At 64.5% G+C, this 23,771-nt stretch carries 24 protein-coding genes; 11 read left to right on the forward strand and 13 right to left on the reverse strand.

Annotated elements, in window-relative coordinates:
* Positions 1–14: 14 nt before the first annotated feature.
* Genes ATO9_RS11665 through glpD form a run of 3 tightly spaced genes read right to left on the reverse strand, consistent with a single transcriptional unit; the run spans position 15 to position 3,806 of the window.
* The gene (locus ATO9_RS11665) at positions 15–1,097 is read right to left on the reverse strand and encodes an ABC transporter ATP-binding protein (protein WP_043748992.1); all 1,083 of its coding nucleotides are present in this window, start codon (positions 1,095–1,097) and stop codon (positions 15–17) included.
* A 12-nt stretch (positions 1,098–1,109) separates the two neighbouring features.
* The gene (locus tag ATO9_RS11670) at positions 1,110–2,198 is read right to left on the reverse strand and encodes an ABC transporter ATP-binding protein (protein WP_043748994.1); all 1,089 of its coding nucleotides are present in this window, start codon (positions 2,196–2,198) and stop codon (positions 1,110–1,112) included.
* A 9-nt stretch (positions 2,199–2,207) separates the two neighbouring features.
* Positions 2,208–3,806, reverse strand: coding sequence for a glycerol-3-phosphate dehydrogenase (gene glpD, locus ATO9_RS11675; RefSeq protein ID WP_043748999.1), 1,599 nt, complete (start codon positions 3,804–3,806; stop codon positions 2,208–2,210).
* A 278-nt stretch (positions 3,807–4,084) separates the two neighbouring features.
* On the opposite strand from glpD, the gene ATO9_RS11680 reads away from it, so the two are divergent.
* Complete coding sequence (locus ATO9_RS11680; RefSeq protein ID WP_043749001.1) at positions 4,085–4,843, forward strand: DeoR/GlpR family DNA-binding transcription regulator; 759 nt, start codon at positions 4,085–4,087, stop codon at positions 4,841–4,843.
* A 55-nt stretch (positions 4,844–4,898) separates the two neighbouring features.
* Here ATO9_RS11680 and tgt read toward each other — a convergent pair whose 3' ends face one another.
* On the reverse strand, positions 4,899–6,029 hold the full coding sequence (gene tgt, locus ATO9_RS11685) for a tRNA guanosine(34) transglycosylase Tgt (RefSeq protein ID WP_043749004.1): 1,131 nt from the start codon (positions 6,027–6,029) through the stop codon (positions 4,899–4,901).
* A gap of 173 nt (positions 6,030–6,202) precedes the next feature.
* Between tgt and rimK the strand changes: the two genes are divergently transcribed.
* The 7 genes from rimK to tpiA all read left to right on the forward strand — a co-directional run bounded on the left by rimK (position 6,203) and on the right by tpiA (position 11,251).
* A complete protein-coding gene (gene rimK / locus ATO9_RS11690; protein WP_043749007.1) occupies positions 6,203–7,615 on the forward strand; it encodes a 30S ribosomal protein S6--L-glutamate ligase in 1,413 nt (470 codons plus the stop codon).
* Between the two features lie 250 nt (positions 7,616–7,865).
* A complete protein-coding gene (locus tag ATO9_RS11695) occupies positions 7,866–8,228 on the forward strand; it encodes an SUF system Fe-S cluster assembly protein (protein ID WP_043749009.1) in 363 nt (120 codons plus the stop codon).
* 89 nt (positions 8,229–8,317) lie between these two features.
* Positions 8,318–8,929 carry a hypothetical protein gene (locus tag ATO9_RS11700; RefSeq protein WP_043749012.1) on the forward strand — a complete coding sequence of 204 codons (612 nt, stop codon included), beginning with the start codon at positions 8,318–8,320 and terminating at the stop codon, positions 8,927–8,929.
* Positions 8,926–9,657: a DUF3307 domain-containing protein gene (locus ATO9_RS11705; protein ID WP_043749015.1), complete on the forward strand. Its 732-nt coding sequence runs from the start codon at positions 8,926–8,928 to the stop codon at positions 9,655–9,657. Before ATO9_RS11700 ends, ATO9_RS11705 begins: the two co-directional genes overlap by 4 nt.
* 24 nt (positions 9,658–9,681) lie before the next feature.
* Positions 9,682–10,032, forward strand: a complete 351-nt coding sequence (locus ATO9_RS11710; protein WP_043749018.1) for a HesB/IscA family protein — start codon at positions 9,682–9,684, stop codon at positions 10,030–10,032.
* A 1-nt stretch (position 10,033) separates the two neighbouring features.
* A complete protein-coding gene (locus tag ATO9_RS11715) occupies positions 10,034–10,420 on the forward strand; it encodes a TfoX/Sxy family protein (RefSeq protein ID WP_043749021.1) in 387 nt (128 codons plus the stop codon).
* Between the two features lie 81 nt (positions 10,421–10,501).
* Positions 10,502–11,251: a triose-phosphate isomerase gene (tpiA, locus tag ATO9_RS11720; protein WP_043749735.1), complete on the forward strand. Its 750-nt coding sequence runs from the start codon at positions 10,502–10,504 to the stop codon at positions 11,249–11,251.
* A gap of 145 nt (positions 11,252–11,396) precedes the next feature.
* Here the strand turns inward: tpiA and ATO9_RS11725 are convergent, their stop codons facing one another.
* From ATO9_RS11725 to ribB, 7 genes are all read right to left on the reverse strand, one after another.
* Entirely contained in the window at positions 11,397–12,794 is a 1,398-nt protein-coding gene (locus ATO9_RS11725) for a TRAP transporter large permease (protein WP_043749024.1), read from the reverse strand.
* Positions 12,795–12,797: 3 nt separating this feature from the next.
* On the reverse strand, positions 12,798–13,466 hold the full coding sequence (locus ATO9_RS11730) for a TRAP transporter small permease (RefSeq protein WP_043749028.1): 669 nt from the start codon (positions 13,464–13,466) through the stop codon (positions 12,798–12,800).
* Between the two features lie 171 nt (positions 13,467–13,637).
* Positions 13,638–14,639, reverse strand: coding sequence for a DctP family TRAP transporter solute-binding subunit (locus ATO9_RS11735; RefSeq protein WP_043749031.1), 1,002 nt, complete (start codon positions 14,637–14,639; stop codon positions 13,638–13,640).
* A gap of 253 nt (positions 14,640–14,892) precedes the next feature.
* Entirely contained in the window at positions 14,893–16,128 is a 1,236-nt protein-coding gene (locus ATO9_RS11740; RefSeq protein WP_043749035.1) for a sigma-54-dependent transcriptional regulator, read from the reverse strand.
* A 35-nt stretch (positions 16,129–16,163) separates the two neighbouring features.
* Positions 16,164–16,664, reverse strand: a complete 501-nt coding sequence (gene nusB, locus ATO9_RS11745) for a transcription antitermination factor NusB (RefSeq protein ID WP_043749737.1) — start codon at positions 16,662–16,664, stop codon at positions 16,164–16,166.
* Between the two features lie 7 nt (positions 16,665–16,671).
* A complete protein-coding gene (locus ATO9_RS11750; RefSeq protein ID WP_043749036.1) occupies positions 16,672–17,223 on the reverse strand; it encodes a 6,7-dimethyl-8-ribityllumazine synthase in 552 nt (183 codons plus the stop codon).
* Positions 17,224–17,226: 3 nt separating this feature from the next.
* The gene (ribB, locus tag ATO9_RS11755) at positions 17,227–18,360 is read right to left on the reverse strand and encodes a 3,4-dihydroxy-2-butanone-4-phosphate synthase (protein WP_052418268.1); all 1,134 of its coding nucleotides are present in this window, start codon (positions 18,358–18,360) and stop codon (positions 17,227–17,229) included.
* Positions 18,361–18,590: 230 nt separating this feature from the next.
* Here ribB and ATO9_RS11760 point away from each other — a divergent pair, with 230 nt between their 5' ends.
* Positions 18,591–19,871, forward strand: a complete 1,281-nt coding sequence (locus ATO9_RS11760) for a serine hydrolase domain-containing protein (RefSeq protein ID WP_043749040.1) — start codon at positions 18,591–18,593, stop codon at positions 19,869–19,871.
* A 57-nt stretch (positions 19,872–19,928) separates the two neighbouring features.
* Here the strand turns inward: ATO9_RS11760 and ATO9_RS11765 are convergent, their stop codons facing one another.
* Together ATO9_RS11765 and ATO9_RS11770 are read right to left on the reverse strand one after the other, a co-directional pair.
* The gene (locus ATO9_RS11765) at positions 19,929–20,507 is read right to left on the reverse strand and encodes a hypothetical protein (protein WP_043749042.1); all 579 of its coding nucleotides are present in this window, start codon (positions 20,505–20,507) and stop codon (positions 19,929–19,931) included.
* Positions 20,495–21,091: a riboflavin synthase gene (locus ATO9_RS11770; protein WP_043749044.1), complete on the reverse strand. Its 597-nt coding sequence runs from the start codon at positions 21,089–21,091 to the stop codon at positions 20,495–20,497. The genes ATO9_RS11765 and ATO9_RS11770 overlap by 13 nt, the downstream gene beginning before the upstream one ends.
* Before the next feature lie 155 nt (positions 21,092–21,246).
* Between ATO9_RS11770 and ATO9_RS11775 the strand changes: the two genes are divergently transcribed.
* On the forward strand, positions 21,247–22,539 hold the full coding sequence (locus tag ATO9_RS11775; RefSeq protein ID WP_043749047.1) for a capsule biosynthesis protein: 1,293 nt from the start codon (positions 21,247–21,249) through the stop codon (positions 22,537–22,539).
* Between the two features lie 106 nt (positions 22,540–22,645).
* The gene (locus tag ATO9_RS11780; protein ID WP_043749739.1) at positions 22,646–23,767 is read left to right on the forward strand and encodes a polysaccharide biosynthesis/export family protein; all 1,122 of its coding nucleotides are present in this window, start codon (positions 22,646–22,648) and stop codon (positions 23,765–23,767) included.
* Positions 23,768–23,771 lie beyond the last annotated feature (4 nt).

Below are 23,771 nucleotides of genomic sequence, written 5' to 3' on the forward strand. Positions count from 1 at the left end.
TCCCGTTCGGCCGCTCATGCCGCCGCGCCGGTGGGTTTCACCCGCCAGTCATCCGCGTAGACGTTCACCCGCGCCGGATCGAAGGCGACACGGGTCATGTCCGCGCCAATCTCGTCATCCTCGCCGGCGATGATGTTGATATCGGTGCCGAAGAAATCCGCCCGGATCACCTTGTGGCGGCCGACATCCTCGACCCGGCGGATGTTCACCGGCAGGCCCTCGCTGTCGGACAGGCGCGCATATTCCGGGCGCACGCCGATCTCGACCCGGCCCCCCATCGGGCCATAACCCTGGCCAAGCGCGATCTCCGCCCCGTCGATATAGGCGCGGTCGCCCTCCACCTTGGCGGGGATCACGTTCATGCCGGGTGAGCCGATGAAATAGCCCACGAAGGTATGTTCCGGCGTCTCGAACAGCTCTTCCGGGGTGCCGATCTGCACCACGCGGCCGTCATACATGACCACCACCTTGTCGGCGAAGGTCAGCGCCTCCGTCTGGTCATGGGTGACGTAGATCATCGTGTGGCCGAACTCGTTGTGCAGCGATTTCAGCTGGGTGCGCAGCTCCCATTTCATATGCGGGTCGATCACTGTCAGCGGCTCGTCGAACAGCAGAGCGTTCACGTCCTTGCGCACCATCCCCCGACCCAGCGAAATCTTCTGCTTGGCATCCGCCGTCAGGCCGCGCGCCTTGCGGTTCAGCATGTCCTCCATGCCGATCATCCGGGCGATTTCCTGCACGCGTTCAGCCACATAGGCCGGGCTCTCGCCGCGATTGCGCAGTGGAAAGGCCAGGTTGTCGCGCACGCTCATCGTGTCGTAGACCACCGGGAACTGGAACACCTGCGCGATGTTGCGCGCCGCTGTCGGGGCATGGGTGACATCCGTATCCCCGAAAAGGATCCGCCCCTGCGACGGCTGCAAGAGCCCCGAGATGATGTTGAGCAGCGTGGACTTCCCGCAGCCCGAGGACCCCAGCAGCGCATAGGCCGCGCCGTCCTCCCAGACATGGGTCATTTCCTTCAGCGCCCAGTCGTCCTCGTGCCCGGGATTGGGCAGGTAGGAATGGGCCAGCTTGTCGAGCGTGATCTTTGCCATGTCCCCTCCCCCTCAGGCGGCCAGCGCATAGGCGGCAGGGGCGATCAACGCGCCGTCCTCGCCAAAGATGTAAACGTGGCGCGGGTCCAGCCAGACGGTCAGCGCCTCTCCGATCGGCAGGTCATGCACGCCGTGGATCAGCCCGACCCAGCGTTCGCCCGCATGATCCAGGTGCACGAAGGTTTCCGACCCGGTCAGCTCTGTCACCACCAGCTTCGTGCGGAACTGCATCGCCTCGGAGGCGTGCTGGCCGATCTCCAGGTGGTTGGGGCGGAACCCGGCGGTGTAGCGGCCATCGGGCAGGTCGGCCAGCTTGCCGGCGGCGGGGGCCGACTGCCCCTCCCCGAACATCAGCTTGGACCCGGTCTTGGACACCTGCAGGAAATTCATCGGCGGATCGCTGAAGACCCGTGCCGTCGTCGCATCCACCGGCTGGCGATAGACCTGCGCGGTCGGGCCGAACTGCGTCACCCGGCCCTCCCAAAGGGTCGCGGTGTTGCCGCCCAGCAGCAGCGCCTCTTCCGGTTCCGTCGTCGCGTAGACGAAGATCGCGCCGGAGGCCTCGAAAATCCTTGGGATTTCCACCCGCAACTCCTCGCGCAGCTTGTAGTCGAGATTGGCCAGCGGTTCGTCCAGCAGGACCAGACCGGCATTCTTGACCAGAGCCCGCGCCAACGCACAGCGCTGCTGCTGACCGCCCGACAATTCCAACGGCTTGCGCTCCAGCATCGGCGTCAGCTTCATCAGCTCGGCGGTTTCGCGCACCCGGGCGTCGATCTCGGTCTTGCTCACCCCCATCAGCCGCATCGGCGAGGCGATGTTGTCGTAGACCGACATCGACGGGTAGTTGATGAATTGCTGATAAACCATCGCCACCTTGCGGTCCTGAACCCGCATGCCGGTGACGTTTTCACCATTCCACCAGACCTCGCCCTCCCCCGGCACGTCCAGCCCGGCCATCAGCCGCATCAAGGATGTCTTGCCCGACGAGGTCGGACCCAGCAGCACGTTCATGCTGCCCTGTTCCAGTCGCAGGTCGGTGGGGTGGATATGCACCTGCCCCTCGACAACCTTGCGAACGCCTTTCAACTCCAGAGCCATCGCTCCCCCCTATTCCGCCGCGGCACGGGCCGCGGGACGCTGGTGATCCATCCAGGCCCCCAGCGATTTGATCTCCTCCGGCTTCAACCTTAGGCCGAGTTTCCCGCGCCGCCAAACCACGTCTTCGGCGGTCCGCGCGAATTCCTTCTGCATCAGCCACAGCACTTCGCGCCCGGTCAGCGTCGCGCCGAAATCCGGGCCAAGATCCTCGGCCGACGCCGCCTCGCCCAGCACATCCCGCGCCTCTGTCCCATAGGCGCGCACCAGGCGCTGCGCCCAGAACTCCGACAGGAACGGGTAATCCGCCTTCAGCCCCTCGATCTGCGCCGAGACACCTTTCACCGGGAAATCGCCGCCCGGCAGCGGCACGCCGGCCGTCCAGGCGCCCTTGGGCATCGGCAATTGCGTCGCGATCTTTTCCAGTGCCGCTTCGGCCAGCCGCCGGTAGGTCGTGATCTTGCCGCCGAACACGTTCAGCATCGGCCCGCCCGCCCCGGTTTCCAGCTTCAGCGTGTAATCCCGCGTCGCGGCCGTAGCGCTGGCCGCGCCCTCGTCGTATAGCGGGCGCACACCGGAATAGGTCCAGACGACATCCTTTTCCGAGATATCCTGCGCCAGGTATTCGTTCGCAAAAGCAATCAGGTAAGCCGTTTCCTCCGGCGTGATCCTGGGCTTCGCGCTCAGGTCCTCATGGGCGGCCTCGGTGGTGCCGATGAGGGTGAAATCCTGCTCGTAGGGGATCGCAAAGATGATGCGCCCGTCCGTGCCCTGGAAGAAATAGCACTTGTCGTGGTCGAACAGCCGCCGGGTCACGATATGCGACCCGCGCACCAGCCGGATCTTCTCCTGCGTGTTGCGATGCACCTTGGTCTGCAGGAAGTCCGCCACCCAGGGACCGCCCGCATTGACGATCATGCGGGCCTTGAATTTGCGGGTTTGCCCGGTCTCTGCATCGCGGGTTTCGATCCGCCACAGGTCGCCGTCACGACCCGCCGAGACGACCTCGGTCCGGGTCAGGATCTTGGCGCCACGCGCCTGGGCATCGCGCGCGTTCAGCACCACAAGGCGGCTGTCATCGACCCAGCAATCGGAATATTCGAAGGCGGTTTCGAACCGCTCCTGAAGCGGCTTGCCCTCGGGCGCGTCGCGCAACTTCAGCGTGCGCGTCGCCGGCAGGATTTTCCGCCCACCCAGGTGATCGTAAAGGAACAGGCCCAGCCGGATCAGCCAGGCCGGCCGCCGTCCCCGCATCCAGGGCATCACGCCGCTCAGCAGGCGCGAGGTCGGGGTTTCCGCCTCGAACCGCATATCCTTGTGGTAGGGCAGCACGAACCGCAGCGGCCACGAGATATGGGGCATCGCCCTCAGCAGCACCTCGCGTTCGATCAGCGCCTCGCGCACCAGGCGGAACTCGAAATATTCCAGGTAACGCAGCCCACCATGGAACAGCTTGGTCGACGAGGACGAGGTCGCACCGGCCAGGTCCCCCATCTCGGCCAGCATGACCTTCAGCCCACGACCGGCCGCGTCCCGCGCGATGCCGCATCCGTTGATGCCGCCGCCGATGACGAACAGGTCGGTCACATCGCTGTCGGGCTTGTTCGCCACCTACGCCTCCCCCGCGCTTGTCGTGGTTGTTGAGCAGATTTATGGCAAAGCGACTTTCCCGCAGCAACAGTTTATTTTCGTTTATGTTCGTTTTTGCGCAAACACCGAAAATCAAACACCTTTCCCTGACGCCGCATAGCAGCAATTACGGTGCTGCAAATGCAAATAAGTCCAGAACCTTAGCCCGATGCGGCGAATCCTTGGCCCTTGCGGCGGTTGTCAGGCGGTGCATTTGATGCAAGCGTGAACGCAAAGAAACGAAAACAACCGATCCCGACATGTCCCAGACCTTCCGCCACCCCGAGATCCTGGAAATCGCCCGCCGCGACGGCAAGGTCACGGTCGAAGGGCTCGCCACCCATTTCAACGTCACCCTCCAGACGATCCGCCGCGACCTGTCGGACCTCGCCGATAATGGCCAGCTGGAGCGCGTCCATGGCGGCGCCGTCCTGCCCTCCGGCACCACGAATATCGGTTACGAGGAACGCCGCTCGCTCAATGCCGATGCCAAGTCGACCATCGCCACCGCCTGCGCCGCCGCCGTGCCCAACGATGCGTCGATCTTCCTCAACATCGGCACCTCGACCGAGGCGGTGGCCCGCAAGCTATTGAATCACCGAAACCTTCTGGTGGTGACCAACAACATGAACGTGGCCAACATCCTGGCCGCCAATGCCGATTGCGAGGTCATCGTGACGGGCGGCAACCTGCGCCGCGCCGATGGCGGGCTGATCGGCAACCTGGCCTCGTCGACCATCGACCAGTTCAAGTTCGACCTTGCCGTGATCGGCTGTTCAGCCCTGGATCGGGAGGGCGATCTGCTGGATTTCGACATTCAGGAGGTCGGCGTCAGCCAGGCAATCCTGCGCCAGGCCCGCAAGACCTTCCTCGTGGCGGATCATTCGAAATTCACCCGCTCCGCCCCGGCGCGCATCGCGTCGCTTTCGGCAATCGACACGTTCTTTACCGATCAGCCCCTGGCTCCCGACCTGGCGCGCAAATGCGAACATTGGGGGACGGAGGTCATCGTCGCCTGAAAGCAAGCCAATTCGCTTGCTATTCTCAATGGCAAGCCAAAAAGCTTGCCCAAAATTACAGCGGCGGAATATCCCCTTCCGCCCGCCCCGCATGGAAGTCCGCTTCCCATGCTGCAAAGGCCCCGTTGCCGATCGCGTCCCGCATCCCGGCCATGATGTCCTGGAAATACTGGAGGTTATGCCAGGTCAGCAACATGCCCGAGATCATCTCCTGCGACCGGAAGACGTGATGCAGGTACGCACGCGAATAGTTCCGACAGGCGGGACAGGTGCAGTTTTCGTCCAGGGGCCGCGGGTCATCGGCATGGCGCGCATTCTTGATGTTCACCACCCCGTGCCGCGTGAACGCCTGCCCCGTGCGCCCGGACCGTGACGGCAGCACGCAATCCATCATGTCGACGCCGCGCTTCACCGCGCCCACGATATCATCGGGCTTGCCCACGCCCATCAGGTAGCGCGGCTTGTCCTCGGGCAGCTGATCGGGCGCGAAATCAAGGCACCCGAACATCGCCTCCTGCCCCTCACCGACGGCCAACCCACCGATCGCGTAGCCCTCGAACCCGATCTCGCGCAGGGCGGCGGCGCTTTCGCCGCGCAGGTCTTCCTCCAGACCGCCCTGCTGAATGCCGAACAGCGCATAGCCCGGCCGGTCGCCAAAGGCCTCGCGCGACCGCGCGGCCCATCTCATCGACAGGCGCATCGACTCCTCTATCCGCGCGCGATCCGCGGGAAGCGCCGGGCATTCGTCGAAACACATCACGATGTCGGAGCCCAGCAGCCGCTGGATCTCCATCGACCTTTCCGGCGACAGCATGTGTTCCGACCCGTCGATATGGGATTTGAACCGCACCCCGTCCTCGGTCAATTTCCGCAGCCCGGCCAGGGACATGACCTGGAACCCGCCGCTGTCGGTCAGGATCGGTTTCGACCAGTTCATGAACGTGTGCAGCCCCCCCAGACGGTCGATCCGTTCGGCCGTCGGGCGCAGCATCAGGTGATAGGTATTGCCCAGCAGGATGTCCGCGCCGGTCTGCGCCACACTTTCGGGCATCATCGCCTTGACGGTCGCGGCGGTGCCCACGGGCATGAAGGCCGGCGTGCGGATATCGCCACGCGGTGTCGTGATCCGGCCCAGCCGGGCCTTGCCGTCCTGGGCAAGTTTTTCAAAGGCGAAACGGGTGGTCATGAGGCGCTCCGATGGTTGCGGCTCTTCTGGCCGATCCGCGTCCGGAATGGAAGGCCTCCGCCCGCGCGCTTGCCCGTTACAATCCCATTGTAGAGACCGGGCAGAGGCTGTACGTCCCGCCTCCTCTAAGGCTTTTCCTTGCCCCCGTCCCCCGGATCCCGCACAAATCCATCATGACCGATACCGAACATACCGACCCGTCTCCGCTCATTCGTCTCGGCTGGGAGGAGTGGGTTTCCCTGCCCGAACTCGGCCTGCCCACCCTCAAGGTCAAGGTTGATACCGGGGCCAAGACCTCGGCCCTGCATGCCTTCGATATCGAAACCTTCGGCCGCGCGACCGAACCGCATGTGCGCTTTACCGTGCATCCGGTGCCCGGACGCGACGACCTGGTGATCCCTTGCTCGGCCAAGATCACCGACCGGCGCGAGGTCACGTCGTCCAACGGCGACACCGAAATGCGCTATGTCATTCAAAGTCCGCTGGAAATCGCCGGTGAGACCTGGCCGATCGAGATCACTTTGACCGACCGGCGTGGCATGGCCAGCCACATGTTGCTGGGGCGTCAGGCGCTTGGCGATCGGGTCGCCGTCGTGCCGGGTGAACGGTTCTGCCAGCCCGAGCTCAGCTACGAAGTTTACCATTCCGCCCGCGTCCGCAAGGCGGCGCCGAACCGCGCCCTGCGGATCGCCGTGCTCAGCCGCGAGGACAATTATTCCACCCGCCGTCTTGTCGAAGAGGGCGAGAAACGCGGCCACGGGGTGGAGGTCATCGACACCACCCGCTGCTACATGGCGATCAACGCGCTGGCGCCCGAAGTGCATTACGACGGCAAGCGCCTGCCCCGTTACGACGCCGTGATCCCGCGCATCGGCGCCTCGATCACGCCCTACGGTACAGCCGTCATCCGGCAGTTCGAAACCATCGGTACCTATTGCGTCAACGGGTCCGCAGGGATCACCGCGTCACGCGACAAACTCCATGCGCATCAGGTGCTTGCGCGTCATCGCATCGGCATGCCCGCGACCGCCTTCGCCAATTCGCCCAAGGATACCGGCAACCTGATCGGGCTGGTCGGGTCCGCCCCGCTGATCGTCAAACTGCTGGAATCGACCCAAGGGCGCGGCGTCGTGCTGGCCGAAACCCGCAAGGCGGCGGAATCGGTGATCTCGGCCTTCCGCGGTCTCAAGGCGAACTTCCTGGTGCAGCATTTCGTCAAGGAGGCGGCGGGCGAAGACATCCGCTGCGTCGTGATCGGCAACAAGGTCGTCGCCTCGATCAAGCGCAAGGCAGAGGGCGACGATTTCCGCTCCAACCTGCATCTGGGCGGCACCGCCACCGCGGTCCGGATCACGAAAGAGGAACGCGATACCGCCCTGCGCGCCGCCCGCGCCTTCGGCCTGAACATGGCAGGCGTCGACCTGCTACGCTCGGAATCGGGACCTAAGGTGCTCGAGGTCAATTCCTCTCCCGGTTTCGAAGGGGTCGAGCGGGCCTCGCAGAAGGACGTGGTCGGACGGCTCTATGACGAGATCGAATCCAAGGTCCGCCCCGCCCCGGTTCGCCGTCGCAAGACAGCAGGCTGATCGGCTTGTCTCAGGCGCCGGTTCCCTGCGGGACCGGCCCATCGGCCCAGTCCGATCATCTGGGTTCAGGCCTGCATCCCCGTGCCCGAATCCGAGGTTTCGGCATCATCGGCGTGAAAAAATCCACCGACGCAATACCGACGTGGCACCGACGTCATACCGACGTCCCGTTCGGTCACAAAACCCGTCCCCCTCTGGACCTCGCCTTCCACAAATCCTATATATTCCGTCAGGAACAAGGCAGGACGACATGACGGACACGCAAGAGCCTCTCGAAGGCGCCCCCCTCATTGCACCCTCGACAACCGACCATCCGCTCTACGATACGGTGGTCGATGCCTGTCGCACGGTCTATGACCCTGAAATTCCTGTGAATATCTATGACCTCGGCCTGATCTACACGATCGACATCTCGCCCGAGAACGAGGTGAAGGTGATCATGACCCTCACCGCGCCGGGCTGCCCCGTCGCCGGGGATATGCCGGGTTGGGTGGCCGATGCGGTCGAACCTCTCGAAGGTGTGAAACAGGTCGATGTCGCCCTGACCTGGGAACCGCCTTGGGGCATGGACATGATGTCCGACGAAGCCCGCCTTGAGCTTGGCTTTATGTAAGTAAAATCGCTTTCCTTTTCGCAGGGAAAGCGATTTTGGTTTCCTTCGCGCTTTGCAAGTGATATGCCTTGCAAAGATCGGAGTTTGCGATGCCTGCCCCTCGCCTCGTCCTGACCGGAGATCTTGTCGCGTCTTCGGCCCTGTCGCACGACCGTCTTTCCATGGCGCTCGATGCCCTGTCCGAGGCTGCGGCGCTGCTCGAATACTGGTACGACGCCCCCCTGCATTTCACCCGACATCGTGGCGATGGCTGGCAGGTCTGCCTGCCCGTCGACCTGTCGGCGCTGCGGGCTGCACTGACCTTCCGCGCAGCACTGCGCCAGGTCGACAAGACCCTTCAGACCCGGATCGCCATTGCCGAGGGCAGCGTGGACATTCCGCCTAGCGGCGATCTGAACGCCGCTTCGGGCACCGCTTTTACCCTGTCCGGTCAGACACTTGACGCGATGGAGAAACACGTGACCATCGCCGATGCCCGGGACGGCGCATTGGCCGCCACGGCAGAACTGGCCCACCATATCTCCGACGACTGGACGCCGGCCCAGGCCCGCGCCGTGCTTCCCATGCTGGCCCCGGAACGCCCCACCCAGGACGAGGTCGCCTCCGCCCTGTCGATCACGCGACAGGCCGTGCGCCAGGCGCTGCTGGCCGCCGGGTTCCCCTCGCTCTCTGCCGCCCTGCACCACCTGGAAGCGGCATGATCGACACGTTCGTCGCGTTGCTGCTGGCCCATGCCCTGGCGGATTTCCCGCTGCAATCGGATGCGCTGGCCCAGGCCAAGCAGGACCGCTCCCCCCGCGCCCTGGCCCTGCATGCCCTGATCGTCATGGCCACCGCCACGCTGGCCATCGCCCCCACTCGGGCCGAGGCGCTGATCCCCCTCGCGGTCCTGACGCTCGCCCATATTCTGATAGATATCGCAAAGACTTACGCGCCGAACACGCTCGCGTCCTTCCTGGTCGACCAGGCCGCCCATATCGGCACGCTGGTCGCGATCGCGGTCCTCCACCCGACGCTCTTCGGACAGGGCCTCTACGCCGACACCCCCCTCCTGCCCAGCATCATGACCGCAATCGCCGGCTTGATCATCGCCACCCAGGCGGGCGGTTACGCCGTCGGCCTGCTGGTCCGCCCCTTCGGCCGCGCCTTCCGCGCGGAGGGCCTGCCCCGCGGTGGTGTCATGATCGGCCTGCTGGAACGCGGGCTGATCTTCCTGTTCGTGCTGGCCGGTCAGCCCTCTGCCGTGGGCTTCCTGATCGCGGCGAAATCGGTGCTGCGGTTCGATGCCAGCAAACGCAAGCAGAAGGCTGCCGAATACGTGATCATCGGCACCCTTGCATCCTTCGGATGGGCGCTGATATGCGCCTATGCAACGCTCGCATTGCTCGATCACCTCCCGCCCCTTGGCATCAAGGCCCTGAAGGACTAGATCTGGCACAAAGGAGACCTGACCATGTTCGGCATTCCCGGCAAACAAGCTGTCACCATCACCCCCCGCGCCGCGGCGCAGATCGTCAAGCTGATGAAGCGCGACGGCCATGAGGGGCTGCGCATCGGCGTCAAGAAGGGCGGCTGTGCAGGCATGGAATACACGATGGATTACGTGGACCAGGTCGACGCCAATGACGAGTTGGTCGAACAGGATGGCGCCAAGGTGATGATCGCCCCGATGGCGCAGATGTTCCTCTTCGGGACCGAGATCGATTACGAGACATCGCTGCTCGAATCCGGCTTCCGTTTCAACAACCCCAACGTCGTCGAGGCCTGCGGCTGCGGCGAGTCGATCAAGTTCGCCGAGAGCTGACATGGCCGTGTCTCAAGAGGTCCTCGAACATGCGACGGACCTCTTTGGCGCGCTTGGCCCCCTGCGCACGGGGCGGATGTTTTCCGGCGTGGCGCTCTATGTCGAAGAGGATGTCATGTTCGCCATGATCGCCTCCTCCGGCACGATCTACATGAAATCCGACCACAGCACCCTGGCGCAATTCGAAGCGGCAGGATCGCTTCCCTTCACCTATACCCGCGCCACGGGCCAGCGCCAGGTCACCTCCCTGATGTCCCTGCCCGACAGCGCCGCCGACGATCCGGATGAAGCCGCCCAATGGGCGCGCCTGTCCCTGGGCCCGGCCCGCGCGGCGGCGGAAAAGAAGCGCGCCGAAAAGGCACGCAAAGCCGCGCGCAAAGCCTCCTGATCCCGGCCCGGAACGCCCATGCGAACTTGACCTCGGCCGCCAATCCGCGAAGATGCCCCGAACCAGAAGAGGGAGAGCATGATGCGGCGGAAACTCGCGGCCGGTAACTGGAAAATGAATGGCACGAGCCAATCCCTGGACGACCTTCAGACCCTCTCCAAATCCCATCCCAATCCGTCCGTCGATCTGCTGATCTGCCCGCCCGCAACGCTGATCGCCCCGGCGGTCCAGACCCTCGGCAACAGCGCGATCCATATCGGCGGCCAGGATTGCCACCACCAGACCGACGGCGCCCATACCGGGGACATCTCCGCCGCGATGCTGCGCGATGCCGGGGCCACGGCGGTGATCCTGGGCCATTCCGAACGCCGCGCCAGCCATCACGAAACCTCCGAAAGCGTGCGCGACAAGGCCCGCACCGCGCAACGGGCCGGTCTCATGACGGTGATCTGCCTCGGCGAAAGCCTCGGCCAGCGCCAGGCGACCAACACGCTCGACATCATCGGCGCGCAGCTGTCGCTCTCGGTGCCTGACAGCTCCACCGGGGAAAACCTGGTCGTAGCCTATGAACCGATCTGGGCCATCGGATCCGGCATGACCCCCACGCCCGACCAGATCGGAGAGGTCCACGACTTCATGCGCAGCCGCCTCGAACGTCGGTTCGGCCCCGGCGTGGGCCGGTCGGTCCGACTGCTCTATGGTGGGTCGGTCAAGGCGGCCAATGCACAGGAAATCTTCGACATTTCCAATGTCGACGGCGCGCTGGTCGGCGGCGCCTCCCTGACCGCGGATGATTTCACCCCGATCATCAACGCCCTCGAAAACGCCTGAAACCGGGACCGCCACCCCGGCTTCATCTTGCCCAAAATACTCAAATCCCGCCCTCACAACGCAAAACGACGCCCCGGATCGGGGCGTCGCCTTGAAGATGTCAGAACCGGGAATGCGCGGTAGCGCACCTTTGGGTCCCGTCCCCTCAGTTGGTCACGATCTCGGGTCCCATGACCACGGTCGGCAACCAGGTCGAGATGATCGGCACATAGGTCACCAGGATCAGGAAGACGAAGAGCACGGCCAGGAACGGCGCTGCCGCCTTCACCACCCGCATCATCGGCATCCCCGCGACACCGGAGGTCACGAAGAGGTTCAGGCCGACCGGCGGGGTGATCATGCCGATCTCCATGTTCACGACCATGATGATGCCCAGGTGGATCGGGTCGATCCCCAGCTCGATCGCGATCGGGAAGACCAGCGGTGCCACGATGACCAGCAGGCCCGACGGCTCCATGAACTGGCCGCCGATCAGCAGGATGACGTTGACCACGACAAGGAACATGACCGGGCCGAAGCCCGCATCCAGCATGGCCCGTGCCACCGTCTGCGGCACCTGCTCATCCGTCAGCACGTGCTTCAGGATCAGCGCGTTGGCGATCACGAACATCAGCGTCACGGTCAGCTTGCCGGCCTCGAACAGCGTCCGGCGCGTGTCGGCATGGAAGAACGCGGTGACCAGGGCGATCGGCTTCTTGTAGAGCGGCAGGTTCGGGCGGTCGTCCCCTTCCGTCGACAGCGGCCCCATGTCGCGATAGATGAACACCGCAGCGATGAAGGCATAGACCGATGCGACGGCCGCGGCCTCGGTCGGGGTGAAGATTGCGCCGGTCACGCCGGGGATGCCGTAGATCCCGACCATGATGATGACGATCAGCATCAGACCCCAGAAGGCATCCTTGAAGGCCAGCCAGATCTCCATGAAGCCCTTCCACTCGCCTGCCGGCATGTCGCGGATCCGGGCCATGATGTAGATGGCCAGCATCAGCATGCCTCCCGCCAGAAGACCGGGGAAGACACCGGCCAGGAACATCCGGCCCACCGACACGTCCGTCGCGGTGGCATAGACCACCATCACGATGGAGGGCGGGATCAGGATGCCCAGCGTGCCCGCGTTACAGATGACACCTGCGGCGAAATCCTTGGAATAGCCCGCCTGGGTCATCGCCCCGATCACGATCGACCCGATGGCGACCACGGTGGCCGGCGAGGACCCAGACAGGGCCGCAAAGATCATGCAGGCAAAGACGCCCGCGATGGCCAGCCCGCCGCGCAGGTGCCCGACGCAGGCGATGGAGAAGCGGATGATCCGTTTCGCCACCCCGCCCGTCGACATGAAGGACGACGCCAGGATGAAGAAGGGGATCGCCAGCAGGGTGAAATGCCCCACGAAGGCCTGCATCAGCGTCTGCGCGATGGAGGCCAGCGACGTGTCCGAGAACCACAGCAGGAACAGCGCAGAGGACATGCCCAGCGACACGGCGATCGGCACACCGATCAGCATGAGCCCGATGACGAGCCCGAAAAGAAGACCGACTTCCATGACTTAGCCCTCGCCCCGCTGTTCGCGGACTTCCGCGAGTTCAACTTCGACCTCGTGCGAGGCCACGATCCGGTCCGACTTACCCTGCCAGATCGCCACGCCCGCCATGACAAAGCGGAACAGCAGCAGCGCCATGGTGAAGGGCAGGATCATGTAGGGGATCAGACGCGGAAGTTTCTCGTATTCGTCGCCGTCGTTGAACACGTCCTCCATCCAGGCGAGGAAGCCCGGATGCGGGATGTCGTTGACCTCGTACCAGCCCTTGGGGCGGAAGCTTTCCTCGAACCCGGTGGGGAACCAGCGGCCGGTGGTCTGCGGCAGGTTGGCGAAATTGGCCCAGTAATCCCAGGCGCCCTTCAGCAGCAGGAAGGCAAAGGCGATGCAGACCGTGATCGAGATCAGGCCCAGCACCCGGCGCACCGGGGGCGACACGATGTCGATGATCGCATCCACGCCCAGATGGGCCCCTTTCTTCACTGCGTAGCAGGCCCCCAGAAGCGCCAGCCAGGCGAACAGGAACACGGTCAGTTCCAGCGCCCAGAGCAGGTTGCTGTTGAACACGTAACGCGCCACGACGTTGGCGAAGGTCACCAGCGTCATGATGCCGAGGATCGCGGCGATCACCGTCTCCTCGAGCTTGTCGATAAAGCTTTCGCTTCTGCCGGGATGCATCTTGTCCCCCTTCCCTGGAAACCCTGTCTGTCAAAGACGTGCCACCTGTCGCGGTGGCGGCCTGCCGCCTGGTGCCGGGGATCACCCCGGAGCGGCAAGCATCGGGGGCGCGGGTCTACCCTCCCGCGCCCCCGGCCCTGTCAGGCCCGGATCGCACCGGGCCCCGACAGGTCACATCTGGGCGTTGATCGACTGTGCAGCGTCGATGTTGTCCTGGCCCACATCTTCCTTGAACTGGTCCCAGACGGGCAGCATCGTGTCGACCCATTCCTGGCGCTGAGCCGCGTCCAGGGTGCGGACGGTGCCGCCGGCGTCGATGATGGCCTGCTTGGCCTCCTGGTTCACCTTGGCGGATTCGGCGTTCCGGGTGGCGGTCACTTCGTCCATGATGGTCATGAACTGGTCGCGCACTTCGGCGTCCAGGCTGTCCAGCCAGTCGACGGAGGCCACGACCAGGTAGTCGAGAACGCCGTGGTTGGTTTCGGTGATACCGTCCTGAACTTCAAAGAACTTCTGGCCGTAGATGTTGGACCAGGTGTTTTCCTGACCGTCGACAACGCCCTGCTGCAGCGCGCCGTAGACTTCCGAGAATGCCATCTTCTGCGGCGAGCCGCCGATCGCGTCCATCTGGGCAACCAGCACGTCCGAGGATTGCACGCGGAACTTCAGACCGTTGGCATCGCTCGGCGACAGCAAGGGCTTGTTGGCCGACATCTGCTTCATGCCGTTGTGCCAGAAGGCCAGGCCCTGCAGGCCACGCTTCTGCATGCTGTCCTTCATCGCGGACCCCGCGTCGGAGGCCTGGAACGCGTCGACGGCTTCGATGTTCTTGAACATGAAGGGCAGGTCGAACAGGCGGAACTGCTTGGTGAACTTCTCGAATTTCGACAGCGAGGGCGCGGCCAGCTGCACGTCACCCTGCAGCATCGCTTCCAGCACCTGGTCATCGTTGTAGAGGGTGGAGTTCGGATAGACCTCCATGCAGGCCGTGCCGTCCATCTCTTCGTTCACGCGCTTTTCCAGCAGCGAAGCGGCGATCCCCTTGGGGTGCTTGTCGGTGTTGGTGACGTGGGCGAACTTGATGACGATCTCGCCATCGTCGCAGGCAGCAGAGGCTGCGTTTGCGGTGACGGCCAGGGCCAGTGCCGTGGCGGCAGTGGTCAGGAATTTCATGTCGGGCTCCTCCCGGTTGGTTGATTCGCTGAGGTGTGACCTCTGGAAGGAGATTTGACGCTTGGTGAAAATCCGCTCAAGGGACGGTGAACAGCTTTGATGGCGGCGCGTTTTTCCACGCCTTTTCAATGACTTGCGTCGGGCGCATGGCGTCACGGCGCTTTCTGCATGGCAGCATTGTGCGAAAAACCACACAAGGGAAAACGGCACCTGTGCGGAAAACCACACAGATTGAGCCCGTCCGGTTTGCGCCCTATCCGCCGCCGCGCCGGAAATCCTCCGGCTTGAGCCCGTACTTGGCCAACTTATCGTAGAAGGTCTTGCGCGGCAGCTTGAGCGCCTTGGCCGCGTCCGACGCCTTGCCGTTCTGCCGCCCGAGAGCGGCGGCCAGAAGCGAGCGTTCGACCTGCGCCATCTGTTCGGCCAGGCCGAGTTCCTTGGTGGTGCTCAGGTCTTCGGGCATACCCAGAACGAAGCGCATGGCCGCCGACATCAGCGACCGCGCATTGCCCGGCCAGTCCTGCGCCATCAGCGCGGTTTCCTGTTCCGGCGTGATCTCGGGCGGGTCGATGCCCGCCTGTTCCGCCGCCTGCGACACGTAATGGCGGTAGAGCACCGGGATATCCTCGGGGCGGTCGGCGAGGCTGGGAATATGCACCTGGCAGATTTCGAGGCGGTAATAGATGTCGGGCGACAACCGCCCTTCCTCCACCAGTTTGGCCAGGTCCTGGGTCGCGCCGGCGATCAGCCGTGCGCCGCCCCGTTCCAGCGCATCACCCAGGGCCAGTTGCGTATCCTCGGGCAGGTTGCCGATCTCGTCGAGGAACAGCGCCCCGCCCTGGCAGGCCTCCCAGGTCTGATCCAGCTGCGCGCGGGCCAGGCCGGCCGCGGCGCGTTTGACGAAGGGCCCCTTGGATTGCGGAGAGGTCAGGTGGATGACCTCGGCGATCTTGCTGACACCGGTGCCGGGGGCGCCCGTGACCAGAACCTCGGCCGCGGTGCGGGCGGCCTGGCGCACCTGGTCGCGCAGCGCGTGGCTGGCGGCCGAAGTGCCGAAGATCAGCCGCGCGGCCGGGTCGCCGGCCTCCAGCTGCTGCTTCAGGCGACGGTTCTCAAGAATGAGTTGACGGGTGTGCAGAGCCTTTTCAAGAACCGCCAGCATATCCTTGGAGGCGCAGGGTTTTTCCAGAAACCCGAAGGCCCCGCGATCCATGGCCGACACCGCCATGGGAATATCCCCTTCGCCGGTCAGCAGGATCACCGGCAGATCGGGATCGACCTTGTGCGCGTGATCCAGCAGGAAGAACCCGTCGCGCCCCGGCATCCGGATATCGGACAGGATCACACCGTCGAAGGCAGGTGCGATATGATCCTTGGCCTCGATGAAGGATCCGGCGGTCATCGCGTCGAGATCGGCCAGCTCCAGCGTCTGGGCCAGCGCCTCTCTCACGGCGGCATCGTCGTCTACGATCAGGACTTTGCGGGTCATGGCCCCATCATGCGGATGCGGGACGCGGCGTCCAGTCAGAACGCTTCGGGCCTGGCCTCGCGCGCCATGTGATCCAGCACGGCATTGACGAATTTGGGCTCCTTCCCTTCGGGGAAGAACGCGGTGGCCACGGCGACGAATTCCGTGATGACCACCTTCGGCGGCGCCTCGCCCTGAACCAGTTCGGCCCCGGCGGCGCGGAACAGCGCCCGCAGCGTCGGGTCGATCCGGGCGATCGGCCACTTGGCCACCAGCGCGCGGTCGGTCATCTGGTCGATCTTGGCCTGGTAATTCACCGCGTCGGTCATCACCTTGCGGAACAGGTCGACATCGCCCTCGATCATCTCGTCGCCTTCATAGACGGCGCCGAACCGATGATCCTCGAATTCCGAGATCACGCGCTCCACCGTCTGGCCGATCGCCTCCATCTGGAACAGCGCCTGCACGGCATAGAGCCGGGAAGCGCTTTTCATCTTGCGGCGCTGGTTGCCCGACAGGGGCAGCGGCGCTTGCGGGGTCGGCAGGTCTTCGGTCATCGGGGCCTCAGGCGGTTGCGGAGCCATTCGTGTCTCCGGCGAGTTGGATTTCCTCGCTGGCGGGGCGGAAGCCCACGGCCTTGCGCGGAGCGCCCCATTTGCGCGAAAGCGTCAGCAGATGCAAGGCCGCAGCAGCGGCACCGCCGCCCTTGTTCTGATCCTTGGTATCCGCGCGCACCACGGCCTGCTCGCGGTTCTCGACCGTGAGGATGCCGTTGCCGATGCACAGGCCCTGAAGACCCAGCAGCGTGATCCCGCGGGAACTGTCGTTGCAGACGGTTTCGTAATGCGTCGTCTCGCCCCGGATCACGCAGCCAAGCGCGACATAGGCATCGAAATTGGACAGCCGTTCGGCAATGCCGATGGCGGTCGGCACTTCCAGCGCGCCGGGCACCTCGATCAGCTCGTGAGTGGCGCCCCAGGCCTCGATCTCGGCCTTGGCACCGGCGATCAGGTCATCGGCGATGTCGCGGTAATAGGGCGCGACCACGATCAGCACCTTGGTCGGCTTGTCGACAGAGCCACGCGGCATCACGTAATGGGTTTCATGTCCAGCCATGGATCAGGCTCCTTCAATCCGGCGGGTGTCCACGATCTCGAGCCCGTATGCATCGAGGCCGACGATATTGGGGCGCGGCGAATTGGTCAGCAGGATCAGCTTGTGCACCCCGAGCGAGGACAGGATCTGCGCCCCCAGCCCGTATTGCCGCAATGTCTGCGGAGAGGCCTCGTGCTCGGCCACGACATGCATCGTCAGGTCGCGCAACAGCACCACGATGCCCCGCCCTTCCTTGGCCACGTCGCGCATCGCGTCGCGGAAGAGGTCGGCTCGCTCCTGCCCGCCGATGCCGACGACATCCTGCATCGGGTCCATGGCATGCATCCGCACCAGGACCGGGTCATCGCCTTCCACATCGCCCTTGATCAGCACGATATGTTCGGCGCCCTGGGTTTCGTCGGTATAGATGCGCAGGGTCCAGTCGCCGCCGAACTCGGTCGTGACCGTTTCCTCGGACCGCACGCGCACCAGGTTGTCATGGCGACGGCGGTAGGAAATCAGGTCGGAGATCGTGCCGATCTTCAGCCCGTGCTTCTGGGCAAAGGCGATCAATTCCGGCAGGCGCGACATGGTGCCGTCCTCGTTCATGATCTCGCAGATCACGCCCGAAGGGTTCAGACCGGCCAAGCGTGACACGTCGACCGCGGCTTCGGTATGGCCGGCGCGGACCAGCACGCCGCCCTCGCGGGCGCGCAGCGGAAAGACGTGGCCGGGCGTGGCGATGTCCTGCGAGCCTTTGCCCGCGTCGATGGCCACGGCGACGGTGCGGGCGCGGTCATGGGCGGAGATGCCGGTGGACACGCCTTCGCGTGCCTCAATCGAGACGGTAAAGTTGGTTTCGTGCCGCGAGGAGTTCTGCGACGACATCAGCGGCAGGCCCAGCTGATCGACACGCTCGCCGGTCATGGACAGGCAGATCAGGCCACGGCCATGGGTCGCCATGAAGTTGATCGCCTCTGGCGTTGCCATCTGCGCGGGGATCACCAGATCGCCTTCGTTCTCGCGGTCCTCGTGGTCAACAAGGATGAACATCCGGCCGTTACGGGCGTCCTCGATGATCTCCTCGATAGAGCTGATCGCATCGGACCAGCTTTCTTCGACGGGACCGGGTGTCTCGTAGGTGGTGCTGTCGGGCATGGCGGCCTCCGTTCTTCCCTCCCCGCGCAAATAATGCCTGTAACGCAGAAAGGCCAGTGCGGCGCTGCGTTATTCGCATCTGCCGGTTAAGCGGCCCGCGGGCGGCCCCCACCCCGATCCGGTTATTGCTGCAAAACGATCTTTGTCGCCAAAGCTGTTGCTCATCCGCGTCTTCACGGCCTAGCCTGTCCCGGTCGCCACCAATCCGGCGACATATGGGAGGAGACATCATGAATATCTTGAAAACCGGCCTCGGCGCCGGTGCCATTGCCATTGCGTCCTGCATGGCCCTTGCCGCGCCGCTGGCGGCCGAGCAATTGCCGCGGGGCGATGCTGCGGCGCTTGGCTTCGATCCGGACCGGCTGGCCCGCATGGACATGGCGTTCAACGCCGCGATCGAACGGGGCATGATGCCCGGCGCCGTGGTCATGCTGATCCGCGACGGTCAGATCGCGCACCTGTCGACGCAAGGCCTGCAATCCCCTGACGGCAAACCGATGACCGAGGACACGATCTTTCGCATCTATTCGATGACCAAGCCGGTCACCACCGCCGCCGCGATGATGCTGGTCGAGGAGGGCCGGCTGATCCTGAACGCGCCGGTGGCCAGCTACATCCCGGCCTTCGCCGAAATGCAGGTGGCCACGGGCAATGAAAACGCCGATGGCACGCCCGAAACCCGCCCCGCGACGCGCAACATGACCGTGCGCGACCTGATGCGGCACACGGCCGGGCTGACCTACGGCTTCTTCGGTGCGGGCCATGCGCGCGATGCCTATAACGAGGCCGGCGTGGCCAATCCGGAACTGACGGCGATGGAACAGGCGGAATTGCTGGCCTCGCTGCCGCTGGAGCATGAGCCGGGCACGACCTGGGAATATTCCCGCGCCACCGATGTCCTTGGCGCCGTGGTCGAGGCGGCGTCGGGCCAGTCGCTGGGCGATTTCCTCAAGGCGCGTATCTTCGACCCGCTGGGGATGGTGGATACCGATTTCTACGTCGACGACAGCGCCAAACACCCCCGCATCGCCGAGGCCTTCCCGGACCAGGCCAAGATCGGACCGTTCGACATGTTCGACCCGCGCGTGCGGATGGCATCGGAATCCGGTGGCGGCGGGCTGGTTTCGACCGTGCATGATTACAGCCTCTTCGCGCAGATGATGCTGAACGGTGGAGAGCTGAACGGCACCCGCCTGCTGTCGCCCAAGACGATCCAGCTGATGACCGCCAACCACATGGACGGGATCCAGCCGGGCAAATACTACCTGCCGGGTCCTGGCTACGGCTTCGGTCTGGGTTACGGCGTGCGGCTGTCGGACGGCAACGCGCCCTCCTTCGGCAGCGCGGGTGAGTTCTACTGGGGCGGCGCCGCCGGCACCTTCTACGTCACCGATCCGCAGGAAGACCTGATCGGCCTGATGATGGTGCAAACCCCGGCCAACCGGGTGCCGCTTCGCCTGATGTTCAAGAACATGCTCTACCCGGCCATCGTCGACAGCCGCGTCGACTGATCCGGCCCGATACGACGGTCCGGCCCCGTGACACATGGGGCCGGGCCACCCGACAGGTCAGAGCGCGAAGTAGCGATCCGCCTCGACCATACCGCCCAGACGACCGGCTGCGACCCAATCCGCCTCAAGCCCCGTTCCGATGACGACCAGCCCAGCCGCGGGCCGGCCCTCCTGCGCTTTGGCGAGGGCGCTGCGGATGCGCGGGAACGCCGCCAGCAGCGAAGGCGCCGCGTGCACGGCATCGAAGAAGGGCCGCAGACGGTCGACGGCGATCCGATCCAGCGGCGCATGCAGCATCGCGATCCGCGCCACACCCTTGAGGGCAGACAGCTTTTCCACGATCTCGTCGGAGGGGTCCGGCCGGTTCGGCGTGATCCGCAGCCCGGTGGAGGAAAACAGGAAGCCGCTGACATCGCGCCCCGACGTCGCCCGGATAGAGGCATAGCTGGCGTAATCCAGCCCCAGTTCCCGCGCCCGGGCCACCCGGCGGCGGGCCATGTCGGGGGTCAGCTTTTCCCGCGCCGCCTGTTGCTTGGCGCGGGTCCAGCTGTGAATGCGCCAGGATCGCCCGGCCTCCATCGATGGGCCGAGGTTGTGGCCGATGCCCGGTGGCGGTGTCCCGGTCAGCTTTGCCATTCCTGAAGCCGCGCGACGTAACGCGCCAGGGTGTCGATCTCGAGGTTGATCCGGTCGCCTTCCCTGGCGAGGCCCCAGGTCGTCACCGCCTTGGTATGCGGGATCATGTTGACGCCGAATTCCACCCCGTCGACATCGTTCACCGTCAGCGAAGTCCCGTTCAGCGCGACCGACCCCTTGGGCGCGATGAACCGCGCCAGCGCCTCGGGCACGCGGAAGGTCGCGCGGGTGCTGTCGCCCTCGTCTTCCAGCCGGATCAGTTCGGCAACGCCATCGACATGGCCGGACACGATATGGCCGCCCAGCTCGTCCCCGACCTTCAGCGCGCGTTCCAGGTTGATCTTGCGCCCCGCCTCCCAGGTGTTGTGGGACACGTTGGTCTTGCTGACGGTTTCGGCGCTGATCTCCACGTCGAACCAGTCGGGCCCGGTTTCGATCACGGTCAGGCAGACGCCGTCACAGGCGATCGAGGCGCCAAGGTCGATGCCCGACGTGTCGTAGCGGGTCCCGATGCGGGCACGCAGATCGCCCTGCTTGATGACCTGACGGACCTCTCCGATATCGGTGATGATGCCGGTGAACATGGCGTGGGTTCCTTCCTTGGCGGATCGACGGGCTAAGGGCCTTCGCAATAGGTGCTAGCCCCGTGCAGGCTGGCATGCAATCCCTTGACCTCGCCATATTTTTGCCCCCTTGAATTGTTAACACTTTTCCTGGGTGACACGAAAGTGAGCGGGATATGCCTGCAGATACGGCACAGAACAGGGTGTTTCTTTTTCTCCAGGGGCCACACGGGCCCTTTTTCCATCGTCTGGGGAAGATGCTGCGCCTTGCCGGGGCCGAGGTCTGGCGGGTGGGCTTCAACGCCGGCGACCGCGCCTTCTGGTTCCACCCCAAATCCTACATCCCCTACCGCGACAAGCCCGAGGACTGGCCCGACCGGTTCACGGCGCTGGCACAGGAAAAGAACGTCACCGATATCGTGCTGTACGGCGATGTGCGGTCGATCCATTCCGAAGCGGTCAAGCGGGCCAAGGCCATGGGGCTGCGCGTGCATGTCTTCGAAGAAGGCTACATGCGGCCCTATTGGGTGACCTACGAACGCGGCGGGTCGAACGGCCATTCGCGGCTGATGAAGATGACCGTGCCCGAGATGCGCAAGATGCTGGAGCTGTCGGACATGGACACCGCCCTGCCCCCCGCGAAATGGGGCGACATGCGGCACCATGTGTTCTACGGCGCGCTCTACCATTGGTTCGTGATGTTCCGGAACGGCGATTACCGCAATTTCGAACCCCACAGGTCCATCGGCGTGGCGCGGGAATTCCAGCTTTACCTGATGCGGCTACTGTTGATGCCCTTCATCGCTTTGGAGCGCGGCATCGCCTCCATGCGGATCCGGCGCGGCGGCTTTCCCTATCACCTGGCGCTGCTGCAACTGGAACATGACAGTTCCTTCCAGGCGCATTCGCCGTTCAACACGATGAGCGATTTCCTCGACGTGGTGATCCGAGGCTTTGCCGAGGGTGCCCCGCGTCACCATCACCTGGTCTTCAAGGCCCATCCGCTGGAGGACGGCCGCGTGCCCGTCCGCCGCGAGATCCGGCGCATCGCCCGCGAATGTGGCGTGAAATCCCGCGTCCATTATGTCCGCGGGGGCAAGCTCGCGCAGCTTCTGGCCGATGCCCGCACCGCCGTGACGGTGAATTCGACCGCGGCGCAGCAGGTTCTGTTCCGGGGGATCCCTCTCAAGACCTTCGGCGACGCGGTCTATGCCAAGCCCGAATTCGTCTCGACGCAGTCTCTGCCGGACTTCTTCGCCCAGCCTTCGCGCCCTGACCGCAAGGCCTACCAGGATTATCGGCGCTTCCTGCTGGAGACCAGCCAGGTCGCGGGCGGCTTCTACTCGGCCCGCGCGCGGCGGCAATTGCTGCGCCAGGTCGTCGACATGATGCTGGCGCCCGAGGATCCCTACGATGCGCTAAAATCCGGAACCGCGACCCCGCGGCAACAGTTGCGGGTGGTTCACTGACTGCCCGGCAACGGAAGGACTAGCGTTTTGGCTGTCTTTCCGTTAGTTTAACAAAAAAAGATCGAGGCAGAAAATAGGTCGAGGAGACCGAGCAGTGAAATTCCCCATGTCCAGATGGGCACGGCCCATTGCCGTTTTGGCGGCAGTGTCGATCGTGGCCTCATGTAACGTTCTGCCGCGCGTCGGTCCCAACAAGCGTGAAATCTTTGCCGGATCGGTCCAGCGACAGGGCGATGCCTTCATCGTTTCGGTAAACGACCGCGTGACCCGCGCGACCTCTGTCATTCCGGCGCTTGGCTTTTCGCAAAGCTTCATCAACGCGCCGACGCTCGGCTCCGACACGATCCGTCCGGGCGACACGGTCGGTCTTTCGATCTGGGAAAACGTCGATGACGGCCTGCTGGCCAGCGAAGGCGCCAATGCCACGGTGCTGGAAGAGGTCCAGGTGGACGGCGCGGGCTTTATCTTCGTGCCCTATGCTGGCCGCATCCGCGCTGCCGGCAACACGCCCGAGGCCCTGCGCCGCATCATCACCAACCGGCTGGAAGAACAGACCCCCGATCCGCAAGTCCAGGTGACCCGCGTGGCCGGCAACGGCGCGACCGTGTCGCTGACCGGGGCCACCGGCCAGGGCGTCTACGCCATCGAGCGCCCCACCCGGACACTGTCGACCATGCTGGCCAGCGCAGGCGGCGTGACCATCGAACCCGAGATCGCCCGCGTCACCGTGATCCGCGGCCAGGAACGCGGCACGATCTGGTTCCAGGATCTCTACAAGCACCCCGAACTGGACATCGCCCTGCGTGCCGGGGACAAGATTCTGGTCGAAGGCGACACCCGCAAGTTCACCGCGCTTGGCGCCACGGGTACGCAATCCCTGCTGACCTTTGAAAGCCAAACCCTGTCCGGTCTGGAGGCAATTGCCCAGGTCGGCGGTCTGCTGTCGCGCGCCTCCGACCCGACCGGTGTCTTCATCCTGCGCAATGAATCCGCCGAGATCTCGAACCAGGTTCTGGGCCGCGATGACCTCGTCGGGGCCCAGCGGATGGTCTACGTGCTGGACCTGACCCAGCCCAATGGCATGTTCCACGCCCGCGATTTCGCGGTCCGCGACGGTGACACGCTCTACGTGACCGAAGCGCCGTTCACCCAGTGGAACAAGGCGATTTCCGCGCTGACCGGCACGCTCGGCTCGGTCAATACGCTGTCCACCGCAGCCGGCAACTAGGGGC

The organism is Pseudooceanicola atlanticus (assembly GCF_000768315.1).
Taxonomy (GTDB): Bacteria; Pseudomonadota; Alphaproteobacteria; order Rhodobacterales; family Rhodobacteraceae; genus Pseudooceanicola; species Pseudooceanicola atlanticus.

Excerpts from the sequence above, each read along its gene's own strand:
- ATO9_RS11665 (WP_043748992.1), bottom strand. The coding sequence starts at position 1,097 with ATGGCAAAGATCACGCTCGACAAGCTGGCCCATTCCTACCTGCCCAAT.
- ATO9_RS11670 (WP_043748994.1), bottom strand. The coding sequence starts at position 2,198 with ATGGCTCTGGAGTTGAAAGGCGTTCGCAAGGTTGTCGAGGGGCAGGTG.
- ATO9_RS11680 (WP_043749001.1), top strand. The coding sequence starts at position 4,085 with ATGTCCCAGACCTTCCGCCACCCCGAGATCCTGGAAATCGCCCGCCGC.
- tgt (WP_043749004.1), bottom strand. The coding sequence starts at position 6,029 with ATGACCACCCGTTTCGCCTTTGAAAAACTTGCCCAGGACGGCAAGGCC.
- rimK (WP_043749007.1), top strand. The coding sequence starts at position 6,203 with ATGACCGATACCGAACATACCGACCCGTCTCCGCTCATTCGTCTCGGC.
- ATO9_RS11695 (WP_043749009.1), top strand. The coding sequence starts at position 7,866 with ATGACGGACACGCAAGAGCCTCTCGAAGGCGCCCCCCTCATTGCACCC.
- ATO9_RS11700 (WP_043749012.1), top strand. The coding sequence starts at position 8,318 with ATGCCTGCCCCTCGCCTCGTCCTGACCGGAGATCTTGTCGCGTCTTCG.
- ATO9_RS11705 (WP_043749015.1), top strand. The coding sequence starts at position 8,926 with ATGATCGACACGTTCGTCGCGTTGCTGCTGGCCCATGCCCTGGCGGAT.
- ATO9_RS11710 (WP_043749018.1), top strand. The coding sequence starts at position 9,682 with ATGTTCGGCATTCCCGGCAAACAAGCTGTCACCATCACCCCCCGCGCC.
- ATO9_RS11715 (WP_043749021.1), top strand. The coding sequence starts at position 10,034 with ATGGCCGTGTCTCAAGAGGTCCTCGAACATGCGACGGACCTCTTTGGC.
- tpiA (WP_043749735.1), top strand. The coding sequence starts at position 10,502 with ATGCGGCGGAAACTCGCGGCCGGTAACTGGAAAATGAATGGCACGAGC.
- ATO9_RS11725 (WP_043749024.1), bottom strand. The coding sequence starts at position 12,794 with ATGGAAGTCGGTCTTCTTTTCGGGCTCGTCATCGGGCTCATGCTGATC.
- ATO9_RS11730 (WP_043749028.1), bottom strand. The coding sequence starts at position 13,466 with ATGCATCCCGGCAGAAGCGAAAGCTTTATCGACAAGCTCGAGGAGACG.
- ATO9_RS11735 (WP_043749031.1), bottom strand. The coding sequence starts at position 14,639 with ATGAAATTCCTGACCACTGCCGCCACGGCACTGGCCCTGGCCGTCACC.
- ATO9_RS11740 (WP_043749035.1), bottom strand. The coding sequence starts at position 16,128 with ATGACCCGCAAAGTCCTGATCGTAGACGACGATGCCGCCGTGAGAGAG.
- nusB (WP_043749737.1), bottom strand. The coding sequence starts at position 16,664 with ATGACCGAAGACCTGCCGACCCCGCAAGCGCCGCTGCCCCTGTCGGGC.
- ATO9_RS11750 (WP_043749036.1), bottom strand. The coding sequence starts at position 17,223 with ATGGCTGGACATGAAACCCATTACGTGATGCCGCGTGGCTCTGTCGAC.
- ribB (WP_052418268.1), bottom strand. The coding sequence starts at position 18,360 with ATGCCCGACAGCACCACCTACGAGACACCCGGTCCCGTCGAAGAAAGC.
- ATO9_RS11760 (WP_043749040.1), top strand. The coding sequence starts at position 18,591 with ATGAATATCTTGAAAACCGGCCTCGGCGCCGGTGCCATTGCCATTGCG.
- ATO9_RS11765 (WP_043749042.1), bottom strand. The coding sequence starts at position 20,507 with ATGGCAAAGCTGACCGGGACACCGCCACCGGGCATCGGCCACAACCTC.
- ATO9_RS11770 (WP_043749044.1), bottom strand. The coding sequence starts at position 21,091 with ATGTTCACCGGCATCATCACCGATATCGGAGAGGTCCGTCAGGTCATC.
- ATO9_RS11775 (WP_043749047.1), top strand. The coding sequence starts at position 21,247 with ATGCCTGCAGATACGGCACAGAACAGGGTGTTTCTTTTTCTCCAGGGG.
- ATO9_RS11780 (WP_043749739.1), top strand. The coding sequence starts at position 22,646 with ATGTCCAGATGGGCACGGCCCATTGCCGTTTTGGCGGCAGTGTCGATC.